The organism is Bradyrhizobium sp. BWC-3-1, from assembly GCF_032917965.1.
Taxonomy (GTDB): Bacteria; Pseudomonadota; Alphaproteobacteria; order Rhizobiales; family Xanthobacteraceae; genus Bradyrhizobium; species Bradyrhizobium canariense_D.
This window is the reverse complement of record NZ_CP136625.1, coordinates 2233730-2250986: the sequence shown is the minus strand read 5'-3', so window position 1 is coordinate 2250986 and position 17257 is coordinate 2233730. Positions and strand designations below refer to the sequence as shown.

Sequence of the window (17257 nt, the reverse complement as noted above, 5' to 3'; positions counted from 1 at the left end):
AGCTCGACCCAAGGTTAGACCAATGACGGATGCGCTCTTGACCGGCGCCCATGGCCCGACCGAGGTGCCGCTCAAGCGCCGATTGCGGCGGGCGGAGCGAGCACGCCAGGTCAAAGCATTGGCGCTGGTTCTGCCGCTTCTCGTCTTCCTGCTCTTCACCTTCGCTGGGCCCATCGCCGGCATGCTGTGGCGTGCCGTCGATGACCGCGAGGTGCGTCTGGTTCTGCCTCAGACCATCGCGGCTCTCGCCAGTTGGGACGGCAGGAATCTGCCGGACGAAAAGGCCTACGCGGCGCTGGCGGGCGACATCATGGCGGCGCGCGATTCCGGCACCATTGCGATTGCGGCCAAGCGGCTCAACTACGCACTGAACGGCTTCCGCACGATCCTGACCAGCACCGCACGCAATCTGAAGACTGCGCCCGAGCCCGGCACGGCCAGGGAGACGCTGGGCAAGATCAACCCGGCCTGGCGCGAACGCGCCACCTGGACCACGATCAAGGACGCCAGTGGTCCCATGACCGGCTTCTATCTTTTGTCGGCGCTCGATCTGACGCGGAACGTGGACGGCGCGATCGTCGCAGCCCCGCCGGATCAGGCCATCTACCGCGACGTTTTCGTCCGCACCTTCCTCATCAGCCTCAGTGTCACGGTGCTGTGCCTGATCCTTGGCTTTCCGGTCGCCTACTTGCTGGCCGCGCTGCCGCCCGGCCGGTCGAATTTGCTGATGATCTTCGTCCTGCTGCCGTTCTGGACGTCGCTGCTGGTCCGCACCTGCGCCTGGATCGTTCTGTTGCAGAGCAAAGGCGTCGTGAACGACAGCCTGCTCTGGCTTGGCATCATCGACGAGCCGTTGCGCCTGATCTACAACCGCTTTGGTGTCTGCGTGGCCATGACCCACGTTCTCCTGCCGTTCATGATCCTGCCGCTGTACAGCAGCATGAAGGCGATCTCGCCTGCTTACATGCGTGCCGCCGCCTCGCTCGGTGCACCACCCCTCACCGCCTTCCTGCGGATCTACCTGCCTCAGACGCTGCCGGGCATCGGCGCGGGAAGCCTGCTCGTCTTCATCCTGGCGCTCGGCTATTACATCACGCCGGCACTCGTCGGGGGCGCCGCCGATCAAATGATCAGCTACTTCATCGCGCTCTACACGACCGAGACGGCCAATTGGGGCCTTGCTTCGGCACTGGGTGCGGTGCTGCTGCTCGCCACTATTCTGCTCGCGCTCGTCTACGGAAAGCTGGTGCAGGGACAGCAGGTCACGGGAGGGATGAAGAATTGAGCGACAATTCCTCCATCCGCACGCCGAGCCAGCGCATTGCGTGGACCGCGACCATCGTGATCTCCACGCTGGTGTTCATCTTCCTGATTGCGCCGATCCTTGCGATCATGCCGCTGTCGTTCAGCTCGGGCTCGTACCTCACCTATCCGCTGCCGGGCCTCTCGCTGCGCTGGTACGACGACTTCATCAATTCGCCGCGCTGGATGAATTCGCTGAAGAACAGCATGATCATCGGTGTCGCCTCGACCCTGCTGTCGATGGTGCTCGGCACGCTGGCGGCGTTAGGGCTGGCGCAGTGGAAGAGCCGGTTCAAGCCGCTCGTGCTGGCCTTCGTGCTGTCGCCGGTCGTCGTGCCCGGGGTCATCACCGCGGTCGGTCTCTATTTCTTCTTCGCGCCGATCGGATTGACCGGCAGCTATCTCGGCTTGATCCTGGCCCACACCGCGCTGGCGACGCCCTTCGTCGTCATCACGGTCGGCGCGACGCTGCAGAGCTTCGACACCAATCTGGCCCGCGCTGCCGCCTCGCTCGGTGCCTCGCCGCTTGACGCCTTCCGCCGCGTGATCCTGCCGCTGATCCTGCCCGGCGTGGCATCGGGCGCCCTGTTCGCCTTCGCGACCAGCTTCGATGAGGTGGTGATCGTGCTGTTCATGGCAGGTCCCGAGCAGCGCACCCTGCCGCGCGAGATGTTCAGCGGCATCCGCGAGAACATCAGCCCGACCATCACGGCGGCGGCGGTGATCCTGACGACGGTCTCGGTCATCCTGCTCGCCACCCTGGAAGGCCTGCGCCGGCGCAACGAACGGCTCAAGGGCAGCAGCGCGTGAGCTTCTTCCTTCTCCCGGGGAGAGGGTGAAAACACTGCCGCGCCCTGCTTATTTCTCAACCCTCCTCGCGCATTCTCGGGCTTTGCTCCGGGGACCGATTGTCGTTAGAACGGTCCCCGCAACAAAACCCAAACAACAACGCTGAGGGAGAAACAAAATGCAAAAGCTCATCGCCGCGATCGCGGCCGGTCTCGCGCTCGCCGCCACGTCAGGCGCCGCCCAGGCGCAGATTTCCGACGACGTCGTCAAGATCGGCGTGCTCACGGACATGTCGAGCCTCTATGCGGACGCGACCGGCAAGGGCTCGCTCGCCGCCGTGGAGATGGCGGTCGCCGATTACGGTGCCAAGGTCGCGGGCAAGCCCGTGCAGGTGGTCTCCGCCGATCACCAGAACAAGCCCGACGTCGGCGTCAACATCGCCCGCAACTGGTACGACAACGACAAGGTCGACGCGATCTTCGACGTGCCGACCTCGTCGGTGGCGCTGCCGATCTCGGCGTTGACGCGCGAGAAGAACAAGATCCACATCAATTCCGGCGGCGGCTCATCCGATATCACGGGCGTCGCCTGCTCGCCCAACACGGTGCACTGGACCTACGACACCTATGCGCTGTCGAACGTCGCCGGCAAGGCGATGGTCAAGCGCGGCGAGGACACCTGGTTCTTCGTCACCGCCGACTACGCCTTCGGCATGGCGCTGCAGCGCGACGCCGCCAACGTCGTCAAGGAGAGCGGCGGCAAGGTGCTCGGCGAGGTCCGCCATCCGCTCAACTCGTCGGACTTCTCCTCCTTCCTGCTCCAGGCCCAGGCCTCCAAGGCCAAGGTGGTCGCACTGGCCAATGCCGGCGGCGACACCACCAATGCGCTGAAACAGGCGGCCGAGTTCGGCCTGACGGAGGGCGGCCAGAAGATGATCGCCTTGCTCATGGAGATCACCGACGTTCATTCGCTCGGCATCAAGTCGACGCAAGGCCTGATCATCACCGACGCGTTCTACTGGGACACCAACGAGGAGACGCGCGCCTTCTCCAAGCGCTTCAACGAGAAGGTCGGTCACATGCCGACCATGATCCAGGCGGGGCTCTATTCCGCGACCATGCATTACCTGAAGGCGATCGACGCCATCAAGACCGACGAGGCACCGAAGGTGATGGAGCAGATGCGCAAGACACCGGTCAACGACTTCTTCGCCAAGAACGGCAAGATCCGCATCGACGGCCGCATGGTCCACGACATGTATCTGTTCGAGGTCAAGAAGCCCGAGGACTCCAAGGGTGAGTGGGACCTCTACAAGCTGATCGCCACCGTTCCCGGCGACGAAGCCTTCCGTCCGCTCGACAAGGGCGGCTGCCCGCTGGTGACGCACTGAAGTTCTTCTCCCTCTTCCCGCTTGCGGAGAGAGGGAAGAAAAGCACGACAGCGCGCCCAGTGAAAACCGGGCGCGCTTCGTTTAGCCATTCAGAGCCGCGTTACTCCGAGTATTTGAACTCGGGCATGTTCTTCAGCTCATCCTTGCTCGCATTGAACACGGCGTGGTCCGGATACCATTTCGACGCGGACGTGGCCGTCGTTGTCGTCGCGGGCTTGTTGTCGGTGCCGGTCGCGGCACCCGTCGTGGTGGTCGCCGCGGGCCGGTTGGCTGCGCTGTTCGGGTTGTTCCCGGCAGCGCCGGTGTAGGCAACCGCCTCGTTGACGAATTTCAGCTTCTCAAAGGGCACCGCAACCAGATGCTCGCCCAGGCCGAGGAAACCGCCGACGCCGATCACGGCGATCTTGATGTTACCGCTCTTGTCCATCAGCAGATCGTTGATCGAGCCGATGTTCTCATTGGCGTCGTTATAGACCTTGATGCCGTCCATCTTGGACGTACGCCACTGTCCCGACGCGGACGTGGTGGTCGTCGTCGCCGCGGCAGCCGGCGCCTTGTCGGTGGTGGCGGTCGGATTTTGCGCGAAAGCAACGGTTGCGAACAGTGCGGTACCGGCAAGACCGGCCGCGATCGATTTCATCAACATATTGTCCTCTCCTTCAGCAGAAAACTTGTGCGGAGAAAACAGCTCGGATCAGTCCCAGTTCCGCGCGTGCTGCAATTTCGTCGCGTGCTGCGCGAGTATCTGGGCTGCGTTCAATTGTTCCTAAGTCACTCAGGAACATTTCGCAGCGCACGATTTCGTCGATAAGTTCATGCGGCGCGCGCGATCGCGATCGCCCACGGCGGCGAGCTGTCGCTGCACGACCGGGAGCCGCATGGGCTGATCGTGCGGATGCAATTGCCGGTACGGCAGCAGCCGCAGCTTGCGGCTTAAGCCATGATCCGGACCCGAAGGGCCGCGCCAGCGCAAAGTGTGCAGCGGTTTTCCGAAAAGATCATGCCCGAAGACTAAACCTCAGGCCGCAAGCGGCGGGTGCGCGACGGCTCCCTCATCAAAAATCGCAACCGCCTCGAAGCGATAATTGCAAGCACGGCATGTCCAAAGATAGGAGATGCGTCCGTCGCCCGCCTCGATCCAATCAGGTTGGGGGATCGGCGCGCCGCATTGCGCACAGGGATTTTGCCTGGGAATGTCGCCGATGTGTGCCTTCACCACGTTTGCTTTTGTCATGGCACCTCTCCCGATTTGCGCCGCTCTCTTACTCGCTTTCGGGCCCGCACGCGAATAGACAGGCCCGCTGTCGCGAATGACGGCTTCGTCTGCATGACAAGCCCTACGCCGGCCTTGCGTCCGAATGACGGCTCTGCGCTGCAAAAACGTAATCGGAGGCGTTTCGCCACATCATCGCCGCGTTCGCGGGGCCTAACGCGAGCGGGCGCAGGTGAGCGGTGCCGAGGAACATTTGATGAAAATTTTACATGTCGCCGCGCTGCTCGCGGCCGGACTGACGTTGCCACAGGCCGCATTCGCGGGCCAAGCGGAGTACGCCGAGATGGTCGCGGCCCATGCCCGCGCCAACGGCGTGCCGGAGGCGCTGGTGCATCGCGTCATCATGCGCGAAAGCCGCTATCAGCCCGGCCTGGTCGGCCATGGCGGCACCATCGGGCTGATGCAGATCAAGCTCGCGACCGCGCGCGGGGTCGGCTACACCGGCGACGCCGCCGGCCTGCGCGATCCCAATACCAACCTCACCTATGCCGTGAAATATCTCGCCGGCGCCTATCACGCCGCCAATGGCGATCACGCCCGCGCCGTGCGTTATTTCGCCGGCGGCTATTACTACGCCGCAAAGCGGCAGCGGCAGGAGGCCGTGCAGGTCGCCAATACGAGCGAGGCCAATATGGGCGCTCCTTGGCTCGAGCCGAACGGCAATCCGCAGCCGATGTTCGGCACGGTCCCGCACCGCAAGCTCGCCCAGCGCGTCCGCAACGCCCGGGCACAGGCGCCCAGGTAAGCGCGGTTCCCGCCAAACGCGTTGACCACCCAGTCCTGCTGGCATACATTAGAGCCGTTCCGAGGGGTGCTCCGAGGAGGAGCTGAGATACCGCTAAATGGGCAAATCCGCCCAGGACCGCGGTGACCCTTTGAACCTGATCCGGGTCATGCCGGCGAAGGGACAGGGATGTTGCAGACGACCAAGCGACCGGATTCCCCGGTATCCATCATCGGCGCAGGCATTGCGGGCGCCTGGCAGGCCTTGCTGTTCGCGCAGGCCGGCCACGCCGTCACCCTGCACGAGCGCGGTGACGCCGACATGACCGACGCCACCAGCCATTGGGCCGGCGGCATGCTCGCGCCCTATTGCGAGGCGGAGGTTTCCGAACCCATCATCAGCCGCCTCGGCCTGCGCTCGCTCGACATCTGGCGGCGCGAATTGCCCGACACGCCTTTCAACGGCTCGCTGGTCGTTGCCCACCCGCGCGAGCGCAACGACTTCGAGCGTTTTGCCCGGATGACCGAAGGCCATCGCCGGCTCGATGCCGCCGGCCTTGCCGAGCTCGAGCCGTCGCTCGAAGGCCGCTTCCGCGACGCGTTGTTCTTCCCGACCGAGGGTCATGTCGAGCCGCGCCGCGTGCTGCCGAAACTGCACGAGCGCATCCGCGCCGCCGGCGGCACCATCAAATTCGAAAGCGACGTCGCCGCGGCCGAACTCGCAAAACTTGATCCTAAAGGCATCGTGATCGACTGCCGCGGCCTTTCTGCGCGCGACGAGCAGCCCGGCTTGCGCGGCGTCAAGGGCGAGATGATCCTGATCGAAACCGCCGAGGTGCAGCTCGCGCGCCCGGTGCGGCTGATCCATCCGCGCTGGCCGCTCTATGTGATCCCGCGCGAGGACAATCTGTTCATGCTGGGCGCGACCTCGATCGAGGCCGAGGACACCGGCGTCAGCGTCCGCTCGGCGCTGGAGCTGTTGGGCGCGGCCTATGCCGTGCATCCCGCCTTCGGCGAGGCCCGCATCGTCGAATTCGGCTCCGGCCTGCGCCCCGCTTTTCCCGACAATCTGCCGCGCATCGGCATTCGCGGCAACACGATCAGCGTGAACGGCCTCTACCGTCACGGCTTCCTGATCGCCCCGGCGCTGGCCGAGCTGACGCTTGGCTTTGTCGAGCGCGGCCAGATCGACAATGAGGTGATGCAATGCGCGTGATCGTGAACGGCGAGCAGCGCGAGGTGAATTCGGCCAGCGTCGACGCGCTGCTCAGCGAGCTCGACTACGAGGGCACCCATTTCGCGATCGCGCTCAACTACGACGTCGTGCCGAAGAGCCGCTGGGCCGAGACGGCGCTGAAGCCCGGCGACGAGATCGAGATCATCACGCCGCGGCAGGGAGGGTGATGATGATGGCGCGCTCGCCGAACACTCAGCTGTCATCGCCCGGCTTGACCGGGCGATCCAGTACGCCGCGGCGTCTCGGTTCTAACCGCACCGCCTCTGGAATACTGGATCCCCGCCCCCCGTGCGCAATTTGCGCACTAGGCGGGGATGACAGTGTCATTTGGAGAGACACCCCATGGTGACCTTCTACGGCAAAACCTTCCCCTCCCGCCTCCTGATCGGCAGCGCGCTCTATCCCTCGCCTGCGATCATGCAGTCGGCGATCCGCGCCTCGGGCTCGAACATCGTCACGGTGTCGCTGCGGCGCGAATCCGCTGGTGGCAAGACCGGCGATGCGTTCTGGAATCTGATCCGCGAGCTCGACGTCACCGTGCTGCCGAACACCGCCGGCTGCCGCAGCGTGCGCGAGGCGGTGACGACGGCCAAGCTCGCGCGCGAACTATTCGGCACGAGCTGGATCAAGCTCGAAGTCATCGCCGACAACGACACGCTGCAGCCCGATGTCGTTGGACTGGTCGAAGCCGCCGCCATTTTGATCAAGGACGGCTTCGAAGTGTTCCCCTACTGCACCGAGGATCTCTCGGTCGCAAACCGCCTGGTCGATGCCGGCTGCAAGGTGGTGATGCCGTGGGCGGCGCCGATCGGCAGCGCGAAAGGCATCACCAACCGTGACGCGCTCAAGCTGATGCGCGAGCGGCTGCCTGATATCACCCTGGTGGTCGACGCCGGCATCGGTGCGCCCTCGCATGCGGCACAGGCGCTCGAGCTCGGCTACGACGCCGTGCTGCTCAACACCGCCATCGCAAAAGCCGCCGATCCCGTCGCCATGGCCAACGCCTTCCGCCTCGGCGTCGAGGCCGGCCGCACCGCTTTTGAGGCCGGGCTGATGAACGCCCGCGATTTCGCCTCCCCTTCCACCCCTGTCGTTGGGACACCGTTCTGGCATGCCGTATCCTGATCGCTTTTATCCCGTCGTCGACAGCCTCGCCTGGGTCGAGCGCCTGACCAAGCTCGGCGTCGGCACCATCCAGCTGCGCGCAAAGGACCTCGACGACTCGCAATCGCTGCAGATGGTCACCGACGCGCTGGCGATCACCGCGGGCACGCAAGCCAAGCTCGTCGTCAACGACTATTGGCGCGCGGCGATCGTCGCCGGCGCAAAATATCTGCATCTCGGCCAGGAGGACCTTGCCGACGCCGACCTCGCTGCCATCCGCGAGGCCGGCTTGTCGCTCGGCGTCTCCACCCACGACGATGCGGAGCTGGACACCGCGCTTGCCGCCGAGCCCGACTATGTCGCGCTGGGCCCGATCTTCTTCACCACGCTCAAATCGATGCGTTTCGAACCGCAGGGCATTCCGAAGATCACGGAATGGAAGAAGCGCGTAGGCCACATCCCGCTGGTCGCGATCGGCGGCATCAAGTTCGAGCACGCCGCGGAGATCTTTGCCGCGGGCGCGGATTCCATCGCCGTCGTCAGCGACGTCACCCAGAATGCCGACCCGGATGCGCGGGTGCGGCAATGGCTCGGCCTGTCCGCGGAGGCGGCGTGATGCGCCTCACTCTCTCACCCCGCACGCCACTGTCATCGCCCGGCTCGACCGGGCGATCCCGTACGCCGCGGCTTCTCGGCTTGAGCCGCACCGTCTCGGAGTACTGGATCCCCGCTCCCGTGCGCAATTGCGCACTAGGCGGGGATGACAGCCGAATTTGCCTCTCGCACAGCGACATCAACGAATTAAACCGGAGGATCCCATGAACATCCGCTCCAATCCCGACAAGACCGTCCCCGCCGTCACCACCGGCCCGCTGCCCTCGTCGCGAAAAATCTTCGCCTCGCCCGATGCCGCGCCCGACCTGCGCGTGCCGCTGCGCGAGATCATCCTGTCCGAAGGCGCCGGCGAACCGAACCTGCCGGTGTACGACACCTCCGGCCCCTACACCGACCCTAGCGTGACCATCGACGTCAACGCCGGTCTGGCGCGCGGCCGCAAGGCCTGGGTGCTGGAGCGCGGCGGCGTCGAGGAATATCAGGGCCGGCAGATCAAGCCGGAGGACAATGGCAGCGTCTCCACCGACAAGGCCGCGCGCGCCTTCTCGGCCTATCACCAGCCGCTGCGCGGCCGCGACGGCCACAAGATCACGCAGCTCGAATTCGCCCGTGCCGGCATCATCACCAAGGAGATGATCTACGTCGCGGCACGCGAAAATCTCGGCCGCAAGGAGCAGCTCGAGCGTGCGGAAGCAGCCCTTGCCGACGGCGAAAGCTTTGGCGCGGAAGTGCCCGCCTTCATCACCCCGGAGTTCGTCCGCAGCGAGATCGCGCGGGGACGTGCCATCATCCCCTGCAACATCAACCACGCCGAACTCGAGCCGATGATCATCGGCCGCAACTTCCTGACCAAGATCAACGCCAATATCGGCAACTCGGCGGTGACGTCATCGGTCGAGGAAGAGGTTGAGAAGATGGTGTGGGCGATCCGCTGGGGCGCCGATACCGTGATGGACCTCTCGACCGGGCGCAACATCCACACCACCCGCGAATGGATTTTGCGCAACGCGCCGGTGCCGATCGGCACCGTTCCGATCTATCAGGCGCTGGAGAAGTGCGACGGCGATCCGGTCAAGCTGACCTGGGAGCTCTACAAGGACACGCTGATCGAGCAGTGCGAGCAGGGCGTCGACTATTTCACCATCCACGCCGGCGTGCGCCTGCAATACATCCACCTCACCGCCAACCGCGTCACCGGCATCGTGTCGCGCGGCGGCTCGATCATGGCCAAGTGGTGCCTGGCGCATCACAAGGAAAGCTTCCTCTACACCCATTTCGACGAGATCTGCGATCTCATGCGCAAGTATGACGTCTCGTTCTCGCTCGGCGACGGCCTGCGTCCGGGCTCGATCGCCGATGCCAACGATCGCGCGCAATTCGCCGAATTGGAGACGCTCGGAGAACTCACCAAGATCGCGTGGGACAAGGGCTGCCAGGTCATGATCGAAGGCCCCGGCCACGTGCCGATGCACAAGATCAAGATCAACATGGACAAGCAGCTCAAGGAATGCGGCGAAGCGCCGTTCTACACCCTCGGGCCCCTGACCACCGACATCGCGCCGGGCTACGACCACATCACCTCGGGCATCGGCGCCGCCATGATCGGCTGGTTCGGCTGCGCCATGCTCTGCTACGTCACGCCGAAGGAGCATCTCGGCCTGCCCGATCGCAACGACGTCAAGGTCGGCGTCATCACCTACAAGATCGCCGCCCACGCCAGCGATCTCGCCAAGGGCCACCCGGCCGCGCAGCTGCGCGACGACGCGCTCTCCCGCGCCCGTTTCGACTTCCGCTGGAGCGACCAGTTCAACCTCGGCCTCGACCCCGAGACCGCCAAGAACTTCCACGACGAGACCCTGCCGAAGGAAGCCCACAAGGTCGCGCATTTCTGCTCGATGTGCGGCCCGAAGTTCTGCTCAATGAAGATCACCCAGGACGTCCGCGACTACGCGGCGACGCTGAACGACCCGAACGGCGTGGGCATGTCGATGAGCGGCACCGCCGAGGACGGCATGGCCAAGATGAGCGCGAAGTTCAAGGAGATGGGCGAGAACTTGTATCTGGATGCGGAGAAGGTGAAGGAGAGCAATCGGGTGTTGTGAGCGGGCCCGTGCGAACTTTGGGGGCGACGATCGTCGCCCCCAAAGTTGGAAACGCAATGCGAACGGCCCATGCGGTCTGAAATACTACCAGGACTACCACCGTACGGACCTCCGGCCATCTCTTTGACCGGACACGGTGAGCGCGAATTTCGGGAAGGTTTGGTTGTCCGCTTCTATCCCAAGGGTTCCGATCCATGGATCGGCAATTTCGTGGGAGGCATCTTCGATTGCACCACTGTGCTCGATCATCCCAACGGAAGGGACGTGATCGTTGTCGCGTGTGGCGACACCTGCATTATCGATCCGGAAGACCGTGCAGTTAGAGATCACATTGCAAGTGACACCGGACAAGTGATTGCGGTACCGGCTCTTGGACTGGTGGTTTTCCAAGGGTTGGTCGATTTTAGCGCGGTTCGGTCAGATGACCTGTGATGGATCAGTCCGCGGATTTCGTGGGATAGCTTCCGCAGTATCAATGTCCACGAAACCAAACTTACCGGCGAAGCATGGTCTGCAATTGGAGACTCTTGGGTATCATTCAGCCTCGATCTTTTGACAGACCACTGCACCGACGGAGTTTATGAGTTAGATGCGGCTCGGGCGGTGCGTGTGACGCGCAAATCGGACTAGCGCGGGCAAGCGTAGCCCGGATGAGCGCAGCGACATCCGGGTCTTTGCCGCCCCGCATATCACTCCGTTCATGCGGGCTACAGCCGCGGATAATTGACGTGCCCGATACATCCCCTCACCGCCTCCCCGACCAGCTCCGTCCCAACCTCCGCCTCGTCTTCGTCGGCACTGCCGCCAGCACGCGCTCGGCCCAACTCGGGCATTACTACGCCCATCCCGGCAACCGCTTCTGGCGCGCGATTCATGAGGCCGGGATCACGCCGCGGCGCTATCAGCCAAGCGAGTTTGCGGCGCTGCTGGAGCTCGGGATCGGCTTCACCGATCTCTCCAAGTCGGGCGCCGGGATGGATCACCAGATCGCGGCTGAGACAATCGACGTGCCGGGGTTCAGGGCCAAGATCGAGAAGTATCGACCGCGGACAATTGCGTTCGCGAGCAAGAAGGCCGCGAGCTTGTTTTACGGCAAGCCGTCGAGCGTGATTGCGCTGGGGCGGCAGCCACGCGATGAGAGTTTGCCGGAGATTTTCGTCCTGCCCTCGCCGTCGGGTGCTGCGTCAGGGCATTGGACGCTCGAGCCGTGGCGCGAGCTTGCGGCGTGGATCGCGGCGTAGCGTGAATTTGCGATAGCGCTCGCCCCCTCAGGCGTCGTCCCGGCGAAGGCGGGGACCCATAACCCCAGGGAGTGGTTTGGCGGGGACTCGAGGTCCGGTACAGCGACCATTCGTAATCGATGGATTCCGCGGTATGGGTCCCGGCCTTCGCCGGGACGACGCTGCCTAATAGGCAACGTATCCCGCGACAAGTTCACCCCGCATACGCCTTATCCAAATCCACAATCACAATCTTTCTCATCTGCATCATCGCCTGCATGACGCGGTTCGCCTTGCTGCGGTCGGGGTCGCCGAGGTAGCGGCCGAGCGCTGATGGGATCACCTGCCAGGACAGGCCGAACTTGTCCTTGAGCCAGCCGCAGCGGGACTCCTCGCCGCCGTCGGCGGTGAGCCTGTCCCAGAAATAATCGACTTCCGCCTGCGTCTCTACGCTGATGAAGAACGACACCGCTTCGTTGAACTTGTATTGCGGGCCCCCGTTGAGCGCGTTGAAGCGCTGGCCTTCGAGCTCGAACACCGCCATGAAGTCGCTGACGGTCTCAACCTTGGCGTTGGGGAACACCGATTTGTAGAAGGCGACGGCCTCCGGCACGTTGTTGTCGAACCAGAGAAACGGCGTGATGGAGGTCATTAACGTGTATCCTTTCGCCTCGGCTGGACGCGCCGCAGGGTGCCAGTGTTCCAAGGACGAGGCAGGGGGCAACGATCCGACAGTGGCCGCGGGATTTTCTTGTAGCCCGGATGAGCGACAGCGACATCCGGGGCCCCCAGCTGCCCCGCATATCGCTATCGCTCATGGGGCTACGGGGTCCACGAAAACCCATTAACCTGTCGGAATCCACTCATTCCATTCGTCCTCCGAACGCAAAACGCGATCAACCCCGGAGCCCCTCCCGATGCCCCCCACCATCACCGCCTTCGCAAACTCGCCCGACCGCGGCAAGGGACAGGCGCGCGACATGCGAGTGCGCTGGGCGCTTGAAGAGGTGGGGCAGCCTTACGATGTGCGTCTGGTTTCGTTCGAGGACATGAAGGCGCCCGCGCATCTCGCGCTACATCCGTTCGGGCAGATCCCGACCTATGAGGACGGCGACCTCGCCTTGTTCGAGTCCGGCGCGATCGTACTCCATCTCGCCGACCGCCATGCCGGGCTGCTGCCGATGGAGCCGCACGCCCGCGCCCGCGCGATCGCGTGGATGTTTGCCGCCCTGAGCACGCTGGAGCCGCCGATCGTCGAGCTCGGGATGGCCATGCTGTTCGAGCGCGACAAGAGCTGGTACGCGCCGCGGCTGCCGATGCTGCAGGATCGCGTCCGTGTCAGGCTCGGTGAATTGTCCCGCCAACTCGGCGATGCCAACTGGCTCGACGGTGCGTTCAGCGCCGGCGATCTCATGATGGTGACGGTGCTGCGCCGGTTGCACACATCGGGCCTGCTGAACGAATATCCAGATATCGCCGCCTATGTCGCCCGCGGCGAAGCGCGGCCGGCTTTCAGGCGGGCGTTCGATGCGCAATTGGCGGTGTTCACCGGGGCACGCTTGGCGCCCTAAAGATCGAAATTGGTCGGCAGCATCACCACGTCGCGGATGGTCATGCCGCGCGGCCGCGTCAGCATGAACATCACGACCTCAGCCACGTCGCCGGCCTCCAGCAGGCTTCCCGAGTCCCTGGCTTCCTTCAGCTTCTCCGGCGGCCAGTCCGCGAGCAAGGCGCTGACGACCGGACCGGGCGAAATCGAGCCGACGCGGATGCCGTGCTTGAAGACCTGGCGCCGCACCGTCTGGACGAAGCAGTTCACCGCCCATTTGGACGACGCATAGACCGGCTCCCATGGCGTGGGAAAATGCGCCGCCAGCGAGCTCGTGACGATGATGTCGCCGGTCCCGCGCGCGATCATGTGCGGCAGCACGTCGTGTACGTTCTTCATCACGACGTTGACATTCAGGTTCAGCATCCGGTCGATCGCCATGGTGTCGGCATCGACCAGATCGCCACCGACATACGTCCCGGCATTCGCATGCAGGATATCGAGCTGGCCGGCCTGCTCCAGAACGCGCGGCAGCAGCGTTGCACAGTCTTTTGGGTCCAGCAGATCGATGAGCAGCGGGATCACCGCGTCGCCGTGCTTGTCGCGGAGCGCCTTCAGCGCGGCCTCATCGCGGTCGACCATCACCACGCGCGCGCCGGCGGCCAGCATCGCCTCGGTGCTGGCCAATCCGATGCCCGACGCAGCCCCGGTCACGGCCGCCACCTTGCCGTCCAACTCTCTCGCCATGGGATCCCCATCTTGCCGAGGTCACTGGGATCGTGAGTATAGCGACCCCGGCCGGAATAGTCGGGAAGAGATGGTGGGCGCGGCGCTTGCGCCCCATTTCCCCCTACGACATCGGCCTTACCGCAGCGTGATCGCAAGCCCGCTCAGATCCGCATTCGCCATCAGGCCGACCTGCGTGCCGGACAGCTCGAGCACGGCGCCCTTCTGGTTGGTCAGCACGATCGCACGCGCGCCGCGGCCCACTGCGATGCCCGCACCGGCGGCGCCATAGACGCCGGCGATGTCGGAGGGCCGGTTGATGTTGGAGACGCGGCCGCGCAGCACGGTCTTGGAGCCGCCGAAGACGAGGCCGTAGTCGAGCCCGCCGGTCGAGAGCGAATAGGCGCGGCCGCGGAAGTTCAGCACGCCCGAGCCGCCGGAGCCGCCGATGATCCAGCCCGCCTTGTAGATCGTCAGCACCACGGTGCCGCCGTCGGCCAGAGCCGAGGTCGAGAGGCCGGCAAGCGCGGCAATGCCGACCAGCGCGGCGCGGAGGGTGGATGCGAACTTCATGGGAGTCTCCGGGGGCTATTCTTCAAGGAGGGAAACGAATCGAACGAGCGGAATCTATCCGATGGATCGGGGCGGCAACATGATGGGATGGGCGTGAGTCGCGGTCTGTAGCAACACACTCAACTGTCATCGCCCGGTTCAACCGGGCGATCCAGTATTCCAGAGAGAGCGATAGTGAACCGAAAAGCCGCGGCGTACTGGATGCCCCGGTCGAGCCGGGGCATGACGGCGGAGTTTGGCGCGACAAGACGCTCACCCGCCATCATGCCATTCTGCCCCTGTTTTGCCCGACGGGGCAACGATTATTTTGTTTTTCCCGAAGTGAAAAAGAAAGCTCAACGATTCCTGCTGGATGCCTACTGTGCATGGGGTTGTTTTCGCGTTTTTTGTTGGAGGCGCCCCGAGCTGCCGCTACGCTTGCGCTTCCAGCCCTCCATCCGAGGTGATCCCATGCCGATCCAGCATTTCGCGCCCCCGCCGCACGTCAAGGCGCCGCCGCTGTCCTTTGCCACGCGCGCAGGCGATCTCCTGTTCGTCTCCGGCATTCCCGGCTTCGACGCGAACGGCGCGCTGCCCGACGGCTTCGAGGCGCAGTTCGCCAACGTCGCCGTCAACATCAAGCGCGTGCTGGCGGAGGCCGGCGCCGAGATCCGCGATCTCGTCAAGGTCAACGTGCTGCTGACCCGCGCCTCCGACGTGGCCGCCATGAACGCGCTCTATGCCGGCGCCTTCGGCCCGCCGCCTTACCCTGCCCGCACCACCTGCGTGGTCCACGCACTGCCTGATCCGAAGATGCTGATCGAGATCGAGGCGGTGGCGTCGCTGGCCAAGAGTTAGACGTGTGATCGTCAGGCGATAGTCAAGGGATAAGGGTCGTCCGAACAGCCGACCAACGGCTGACATATCCGTGAACGGTCGCCGCCCCGCTTGCCAGCCACGCAGATTTGCCGCACCAGTTTCCTCTCACGTTCCCATCAGGAGATATTTCATGCGTCGCGTTCTCGCCCTTTGTGCCGTTGCCGGCATCGCCACCTCCGTGTTCGCCGTGCCGGCCTCCGCGGCAGTCGGCTATTACGTGATCCGCTGGGACAACACCGGCATCTGCCAGGTCTGGAACGAGGACCTCAAGTACAAGCCGTTCCAGTGGGGCGTGTCGACCTACAAGGTCGTCAGCAAGCCGCTCCCGACCTTCACGGCCGCCTCGGAGCTCCAGATCAAGCTGCGCGCGGAGCGCCGCTGCACGCTCTAGGCGTGAGGCGACAGACCGGATTTCAAAGGGCGGATCGCGCAAGCGGTCCGCCCTTTTCTTTTGGACGGACCACCGGTTTTTCGGCCGACGTCACGCATTTTCCGCGCACACGCTTTGAACCTGGCCGGTTGGCGGACCCACTCAGATCTTGTCCGGGGCGCACCAGCGTCCGACTCCAAGTCTGACGTCCGTAGCCCGGATGAGCGAAGCGATATCCGGGAATTCCCGGTCAGCCTCCCTCGGCTCGCTCACCGAAAGCAATCCCACTTTCGCCGGCATCGCCCGCCCAGTCTTCCGAGAGCAATCCCGCCCGCGCATATCGGTGAAAGGACGAATGCGGCCAATCACAAACGCGCTGGACGTAGCGATGCTTGACGGGGTTGAAGTGAATGTAATCCACGTGGCGGGCGAAATCATCTTCGTCGCGAACCGTGTGCTCCCAGTAGCGTCGTTGCCACAGAGCCAATTCTCCATTGGAGTGGCGGGCTACGTCGATACCCGCATGCAGTAGTGCGCTGCTGAAATGCCCCTTGATCCTTCGCCAACGTCCCGCGAAATCGGCGTCATGCGGCGGGAGGCTCATGACGACATGCAAATGGTCCGGAAGGATCACGATCGCATCGACCTCGAACGGGCGCTCCCTGCGAGCGGCCCGGAAGGCATCACGCAGGGCGCCAACGTTTTCAATCAAAATGGTCGATCTGCGGTCGAAGAGCGCTACAGTGAAAAAGTAGGTGCCGCCGGGAAGAAAATTTCTGCGATACAAAACCATGGGCTAGACCCGTCCCGGATGTCGCTTCGCTCATCCGGGCTACAGGATAGCACATGAGCCCTCACGCGTCCTTGTACGCGCGGGGATGGATCAGGATATCGCGCGCGGCGGCGAGGTCGATGAAGGCTTCCGCGCTGCCGCCCCGGTCGGGGTGCATGCCCTTGGCGGCGCGGCGATAGGCCTGATTGATGTCCTCGCAGGTGAGCTGCACCGCGAGCGGCAGGCCGAGCACCTTGCGGGCGCGATCTTCGCTGGACAATTTTTTCGGCGCAGCATTGCGGCGCCCGAAGCGCGGCGCGGTCAGGTCGTGAACGACATCGAGCACCACGCCGAGACGGCGCCGGGCCGCCAGCGTGACGCTGTGATCGTCATTGTCCACGGCCTGGCGCAGCACCGGAAGCGCCTGCTCGGCAGCCTGACGCAGCATGGTACCGGTGCTCATCCGCGCGATCTCGGCCGCCAGCCGGCCCGCCTCGGCCCAACCGGCGCCGTCCGCCGACCGCAGGCGTTCGAGTGCGAGTTTCCAGGATTCGAGCCGTTCCATCATGCGCGCAACGTTTAGCAATCAAGATCAGTATGCCAAGGGCGCCGTTTCCGACCCCTTAATTTCGAGTTAGCCTTTCATGAAACTTC

The 17257-nt window shown here is 64.2% G+C and carries 21 protein-coding genes and 1 riboswitch; of the genes, 14 read left to right on the top strand and 7 right to left on the bottom strand.

Annotation, left to right across the window (positions count from 1 at the left end; all coding sequences use genetic code 11):
* Positions 1–22 precede the first annotated feature (22 nt).
* The 3 genes from RX329_RS10945 to RX329_RS10935 all read left to right on the top strand — a co-directional run bounded on the left by RX329_RS10945 (position 23) and on the right by RX329_RS10935 (position 3481).
* A complete protein-coding gene (locus RX329_RS10945) occupies positions 23–1285 on the top strand; it encodes an ABC transporter permease (protein WP_317245871.1) in 1263 nt (420 codons plus the stop codon).
* Positions 1282–2112, top strand: coding sequence for an ABC transporter permease (locus tag RX329_RS10940; protein WP_018454162.1), 831 nt, complete (start codon positions 1282–1284; stop codon positions 2110–2112). The genes RX329_RS10945 and RX329_RS10940 overlap by 4 nt, the downstream gene beginning before the upstream one ends.
* 157 nt (positions 2113–2269) lie before the next feature.
* A complete protein-coding gene (locus RX329_RS10935) occupies positions 2270–3481 on the top strand; it encodes an ABC transporter substrate-binding protein (RefSeq protein ID WP_018454161.1) in 1212 nt (403 codons plus the stop codon).
* 100 nt (positions 3482–3581) lie between these two features.
* Here the strand turns inward: RX329_RS10935 and RX329_RS10930 are convergent, their stop codons facing one another.
* Both RX329_RS10930 and RX329_RS10925 read right to left on the bottom strand, forming a co-directional pair.
* A complete protein-coding gene (locus tag RX329_RS10930) occupies positions 3582–4127 on the bottom strand; it encodes a PRC-barrel domain-containing protein (protein ID WP_085349125.1) in 546 nt (181 codons plus the stop codon).
* A gap of 372 nt (positions 4128–4499) precedes the next feature.
* The gene (locus RX329_RS10925) at positions 4500–4715 is read right to left on the bottom strand and encodes a hypothetical protein (protein WP_018454159.1); all 216 of its coding nucleotides are present in this window, start codon (positions 4713–4715) and stop codon (positions 4500–4502) included.
* A gap of 235 nt (positions 4716–4950) precedes the next feature.
* Between RX329_RS10925 and RX329_RS10920 the strand changes: the two genes are divergently transcribed.
* From RX329_RS10920 to RX329_RS10885, 8 genes are all read left to right on the top strand, one after another.
* The gene (locus RX329_RS10920) at positions 4951–5499 is read left to right on the top strand and encodes a lytic transglycosylase domain-containing protein (protein ID WP_166517604.1); all 549 of its coding nucleotides are present in this window, start codon (positions 4951–4953) and stop codon (positions 5497–5499) included.
* A 52-nt stretch (positions 5500–5551) separates the two neighbouring features.
* A riboswitch (TPP riboswitch) is annotated at positions 5552–5680 on the top strand.
* A complete protein-coding gene (locus RX329_RS10915) occupies positions 5668–6693 on the top strand; it encodes an FAD-dependent oxidoreductase (RefSeq protein WP_085349128.1) in 1026 nt (341 codons plus the stop codon). It overlaps the preceding riboswitch by 13 nt.
* The gene (thiS, locus tag RX329_RS10910) at positions 6684–6881 is read left to right on the top strand and encodes a sulfur carrier protein ThiS (protein ID WP_085349129.1); all 198 of its coding nucleotides are present in this window, start codon (positions 6684–6686) and stop codon (positions 6879–6881) included. Before RX329_RS10915 ends, thiS begins: the two co-directional genes overlap by 10 nt.
* 175 nt (positions 6882–7056) lie before the next feature.
* Positions 7057–7839, top strand: a complete 783-nt coding sequence (locus RX329_RS10905; protein WP_204512100.1) for a thiazole synthase — start codon at positions 7057–7059, stop codon at positions 7837–7839.
* Complete coding sequence (locus RX329_RS10900; RefSeq protein ID WP_085349131.1) at positions 7826–8434, top strand: thiamine phosphate synthase; 609 nt, start codon at positions 7826–7828, stop codon at positions 8432–8434. The genes RX329_RS10905 and RX329_RS10900 overlap by 14 nt, the downstream gene beginning before the upstream one ends.
* Before the next feature lie 202 nt (positions 8435–8636).
* On the top strand, positions 8637–10535 hold the full coding sequence (gene thiC / locus RX329_RS10895; protein ID WP_247294956.1) for a phosphomethylpyrimidine synthase ThiC: 1899 nt from the start codon (positions 8637–8639) through the stop codon (positions 10533–10535).
* A gap of 123 nt (positions 10536–10658) precedes the next feature.
* A complete protein-coding gene (locus RX329_RS10890; protein WP_018454152.1) occupies positions 10659–10967 on the top strand; it encodes a hypothetical protein in 309 nt (102 codons plus the stop codon).
* A 296-nt stretch (positions 10968–11263) separates the two neighbouring features.
* The gene (locus RX329_RS10885) at positions 11264–11776 is read left to right on the top strand and encodes a mismatch-specific DNA-glycosylase (protein ID WP_317245869.1); all 513 of its coding nucleotides are present in this window, start codon (positions 11264–11266) and stop codon (positions 11774–11776) included.
* A 193-nt stretch (positions 11777–11969) separates the two neighbouring features.
* Here RX329_RS10885 and RX329_RS10880 read toward each other — a convergent pair whose 3' ends face one another.
* Positions 11970–12407 (bottom strand): VOC family protein, encoded by a 438-nt coding sequence (locus tag RX329_RS10880; RefSeq protein ID WP_204512104.1) that lies wholly within the window; start codon positions 12405–12407, stop codon positions 11970–11972.
* 265 nt (positions 12408–12672) lie between these two features.
* Here RX329_RS10880 and RX329_RS10875 point away from each other — a divergent pair, with 265 nt between their 5' ends.
* Positions 12673–13326 (top strand): glutathione S-transferase family protein, encoded by a 654-nt coding sequence (locus RX329_RS10875; protein ID WP_204512105.1) that lies wholly within the window; start codon positions 12673–12675, stop codon positions 13324–13326.
* Here the strand turns inward: RX329_RS10875 and RX329_RS10870 are convergent.
* Both RX329_RS10870 and RX329_RS10865 read right to left on the bottom strand, forming a co-directional pair.
* Entirely contained in the window at positions 13323–14051 is a 729-nt protein-coding gene (locus RX329_RS10870) for an SDR family oxidoreductase (protein ID WP_317245868.1), read from the bottom strand. The two genes, RX329_RS10875 and RX329_RS10870, sit on opposite strands and share 4 nt — an antisense overlap.
* A 117-nt stretch (positions 14052–14168) precedes the next feature.
* Positions 14169–14603, bottom strand: coding sequence for a hypothetical protein (locus RX329_RS10865; protein ID WP_018454147.1), 435 nt, complete (start codon positions 14601–14603; stop codon positions 14169–14171).
* A gap of 450 nt (positions 14604–15053) precedes the next feature.
* Between RX329_RS10865 and RX329_RS10860 the strand changes: the two genes are divergently transcribed.
* Positions 15054–15440: a RidA family protein gene (locus RX329_RS10860; protein ID WP_317245867.1), complete on the top strand. Its 387-nt coding sequence runs from the start codon at positions 15054–15056 to the stop codon at positions 15438–15440.
* A 151-nt stretch (positions 15441–15591) separates the two neighbouring features.
* Positions 15592–15852 (top strand): hypothetical protein, encoded by a 261-nt coding sequence (locus RX329_RS10855; protein WP_007613673.1) that lies wholly within the window; start codon positions 15592–15594, stop codon positions 15850–15852.
* Between the two features lie 229 nt (positions 15853–16081).
* On the opposite strand, the gene RX329_RS10850 is transcribed toward RX329_RS10855, so the two are convergent.
* Together RX329_RS10850 and RX329_RS10845 are read right to left on the bottom strand one after the other, a co-directional pair.
* Positions 16082–16624: an REP-associated tyrosine transposase gene (locus RX329_RS10850; RefSeq protein WP_085361453.1), complete on the bottom strand. Its 543-nt coding sequence runs from the start codon at positions 16622–16624 to the stop codon at positions 16082–16084.
* Positions 16625–16685: 61 nt separating this feature from the next.
* On the bottom strand, positions 16686–17171 hold the full coding sequence (locus RX329_RS10845) for a J domain-containing protein (RefSeq protein ID WP_317245866.1): 486 nt from the start codon (positions 17169–17171) through the stop codon (positions 16686–16688).
* Between the last annotated feature and the right edge of the window lie 86 nt (positions 17172–17257).

Bases quoted from the DNA above. Each gene is read 5' to 3' on its own strand.
- RX329_RS10935 (WP_018454161.1), top strand. From the start codon at position 2,270: ATGCAAAAGCTCATCGCCGCGATCGCGGCCGGTCTCGCGCTCGCCGCC.
- RX329_RS10900 (WP_085349131.1), top strand. From the start codon at position 7,826: ATGCCGTATCCTGATCGCTTTTATCCCGTCGTCGACAGCCTCGCCTGG.
- RX329_RS10905 (WP_204512100.1), top strand. From the start codon at position 7,057: ATGGTGACCTTCTACGGCAAAACCTTCCCCTCCCGCCTCCTGATCGGC.
- RX329_RS10875 (WP_204512105.1), top strand. From the start codon at position 12,673: ATGCCCCCCACCATCACCGCCTTCGCAAACTCGCCCGACCGCGGCAAG.
- RX329_RS10915 (WP_085349128.1), top strand. From the start codon at position 5,668: ATGTTGCAGACGACCAAGCGACCGGATTCCCCGGTATCCATCATCGGC.
- RX329_RS10880 (WP_204512104.1), bottom strand. From the start codon at position 12,407: ATGACCTCCATCACGCCGTTTCTCTGGTTCGACAACAACGTGCCGGAG.
- RX329_RS10855 (WP_007613673.1), top strand. From the start codon at position 15,592: ATGCGTCGCGTTCTCGCCCTTTGTGCCGTTGCCGGCATCGCCACCTCC.
- RX329_RS10870 (WP_317245868.1), bottom strand. From the start codon at position 14,051: ATGGCGAGAGAGTTGGACGGCAAGGTGGCGGCCGTGACCGGGGCTGCG.
- thiC (WP_247294956.1), top strand. From the start codon at position 8,637: ATGAACATCCGCTCCAATCCCGACAAGACCGTCCCCGCCGTCACCACC.
- RX329_RS10850 (WP_085361453.1), bottom strand. From the start codon at position 16,624: ATGGTTTTGTATCGCAGAAATTTTCTTCCCGGCGGCACCTACTTTTTC.
- RX329_RS10945 (WP_317245871.1), top strand. From the start codon at position 23: ATGACGGATGCGCTCTTGACCGGCGCCCATGGCCCGACCGAGGTGCCG.
- thiS (WP_085349129.1), top strand. From the start codon at position 6,684: ATGCGCGTGATCGTGAACGGCGAGCAGCGCGAGGTGAATTCGGCCAGC.
- RX329_RS10920 (WP_166517604.1), top strand. From the start codon at position 4,951: ATGAAAATTTTACATGTCGCCGCGCTGCTCGCGGCCGGACTGACGTTG.
- RX329_RS10930 (WP_085349125.1), bottom strand. From the start codon at position 4,127: ATGTTGATGAAATCGATCGCGGCCGGTCTTGCCGGTACCGCACTGTTC.
- RX329_RS10860 (WP_317245867.1), top strand. From the start codon at position 15,054: ATGCCGATCCAGCATTTCGCGCCCCCGCCGCACGTCAAGGCGCCGCCG.
- RX329_RS10925 (WP_018454159.1), bottom strand. From the start codon at position 4,715: ATGACAAAAGCAAACGTGGTGAAGGCACACATCGGCGACATTCCCAGG.
- RX329_RS10865 (WP_018454147.1), bottom strand. From the start codon at position 14,603: ATGAAGTTCGCATCCACCCTCCGCGCCGCGCTGGTCGGCATTGCCGCG.
- RX329_RS10845 (WP_317245866.1), bottom strand. From the start codon at position 17,171: ATGATGGAACGGCTCGAATCCTGGAAACTCGCACTCGAACGCCTGCGG.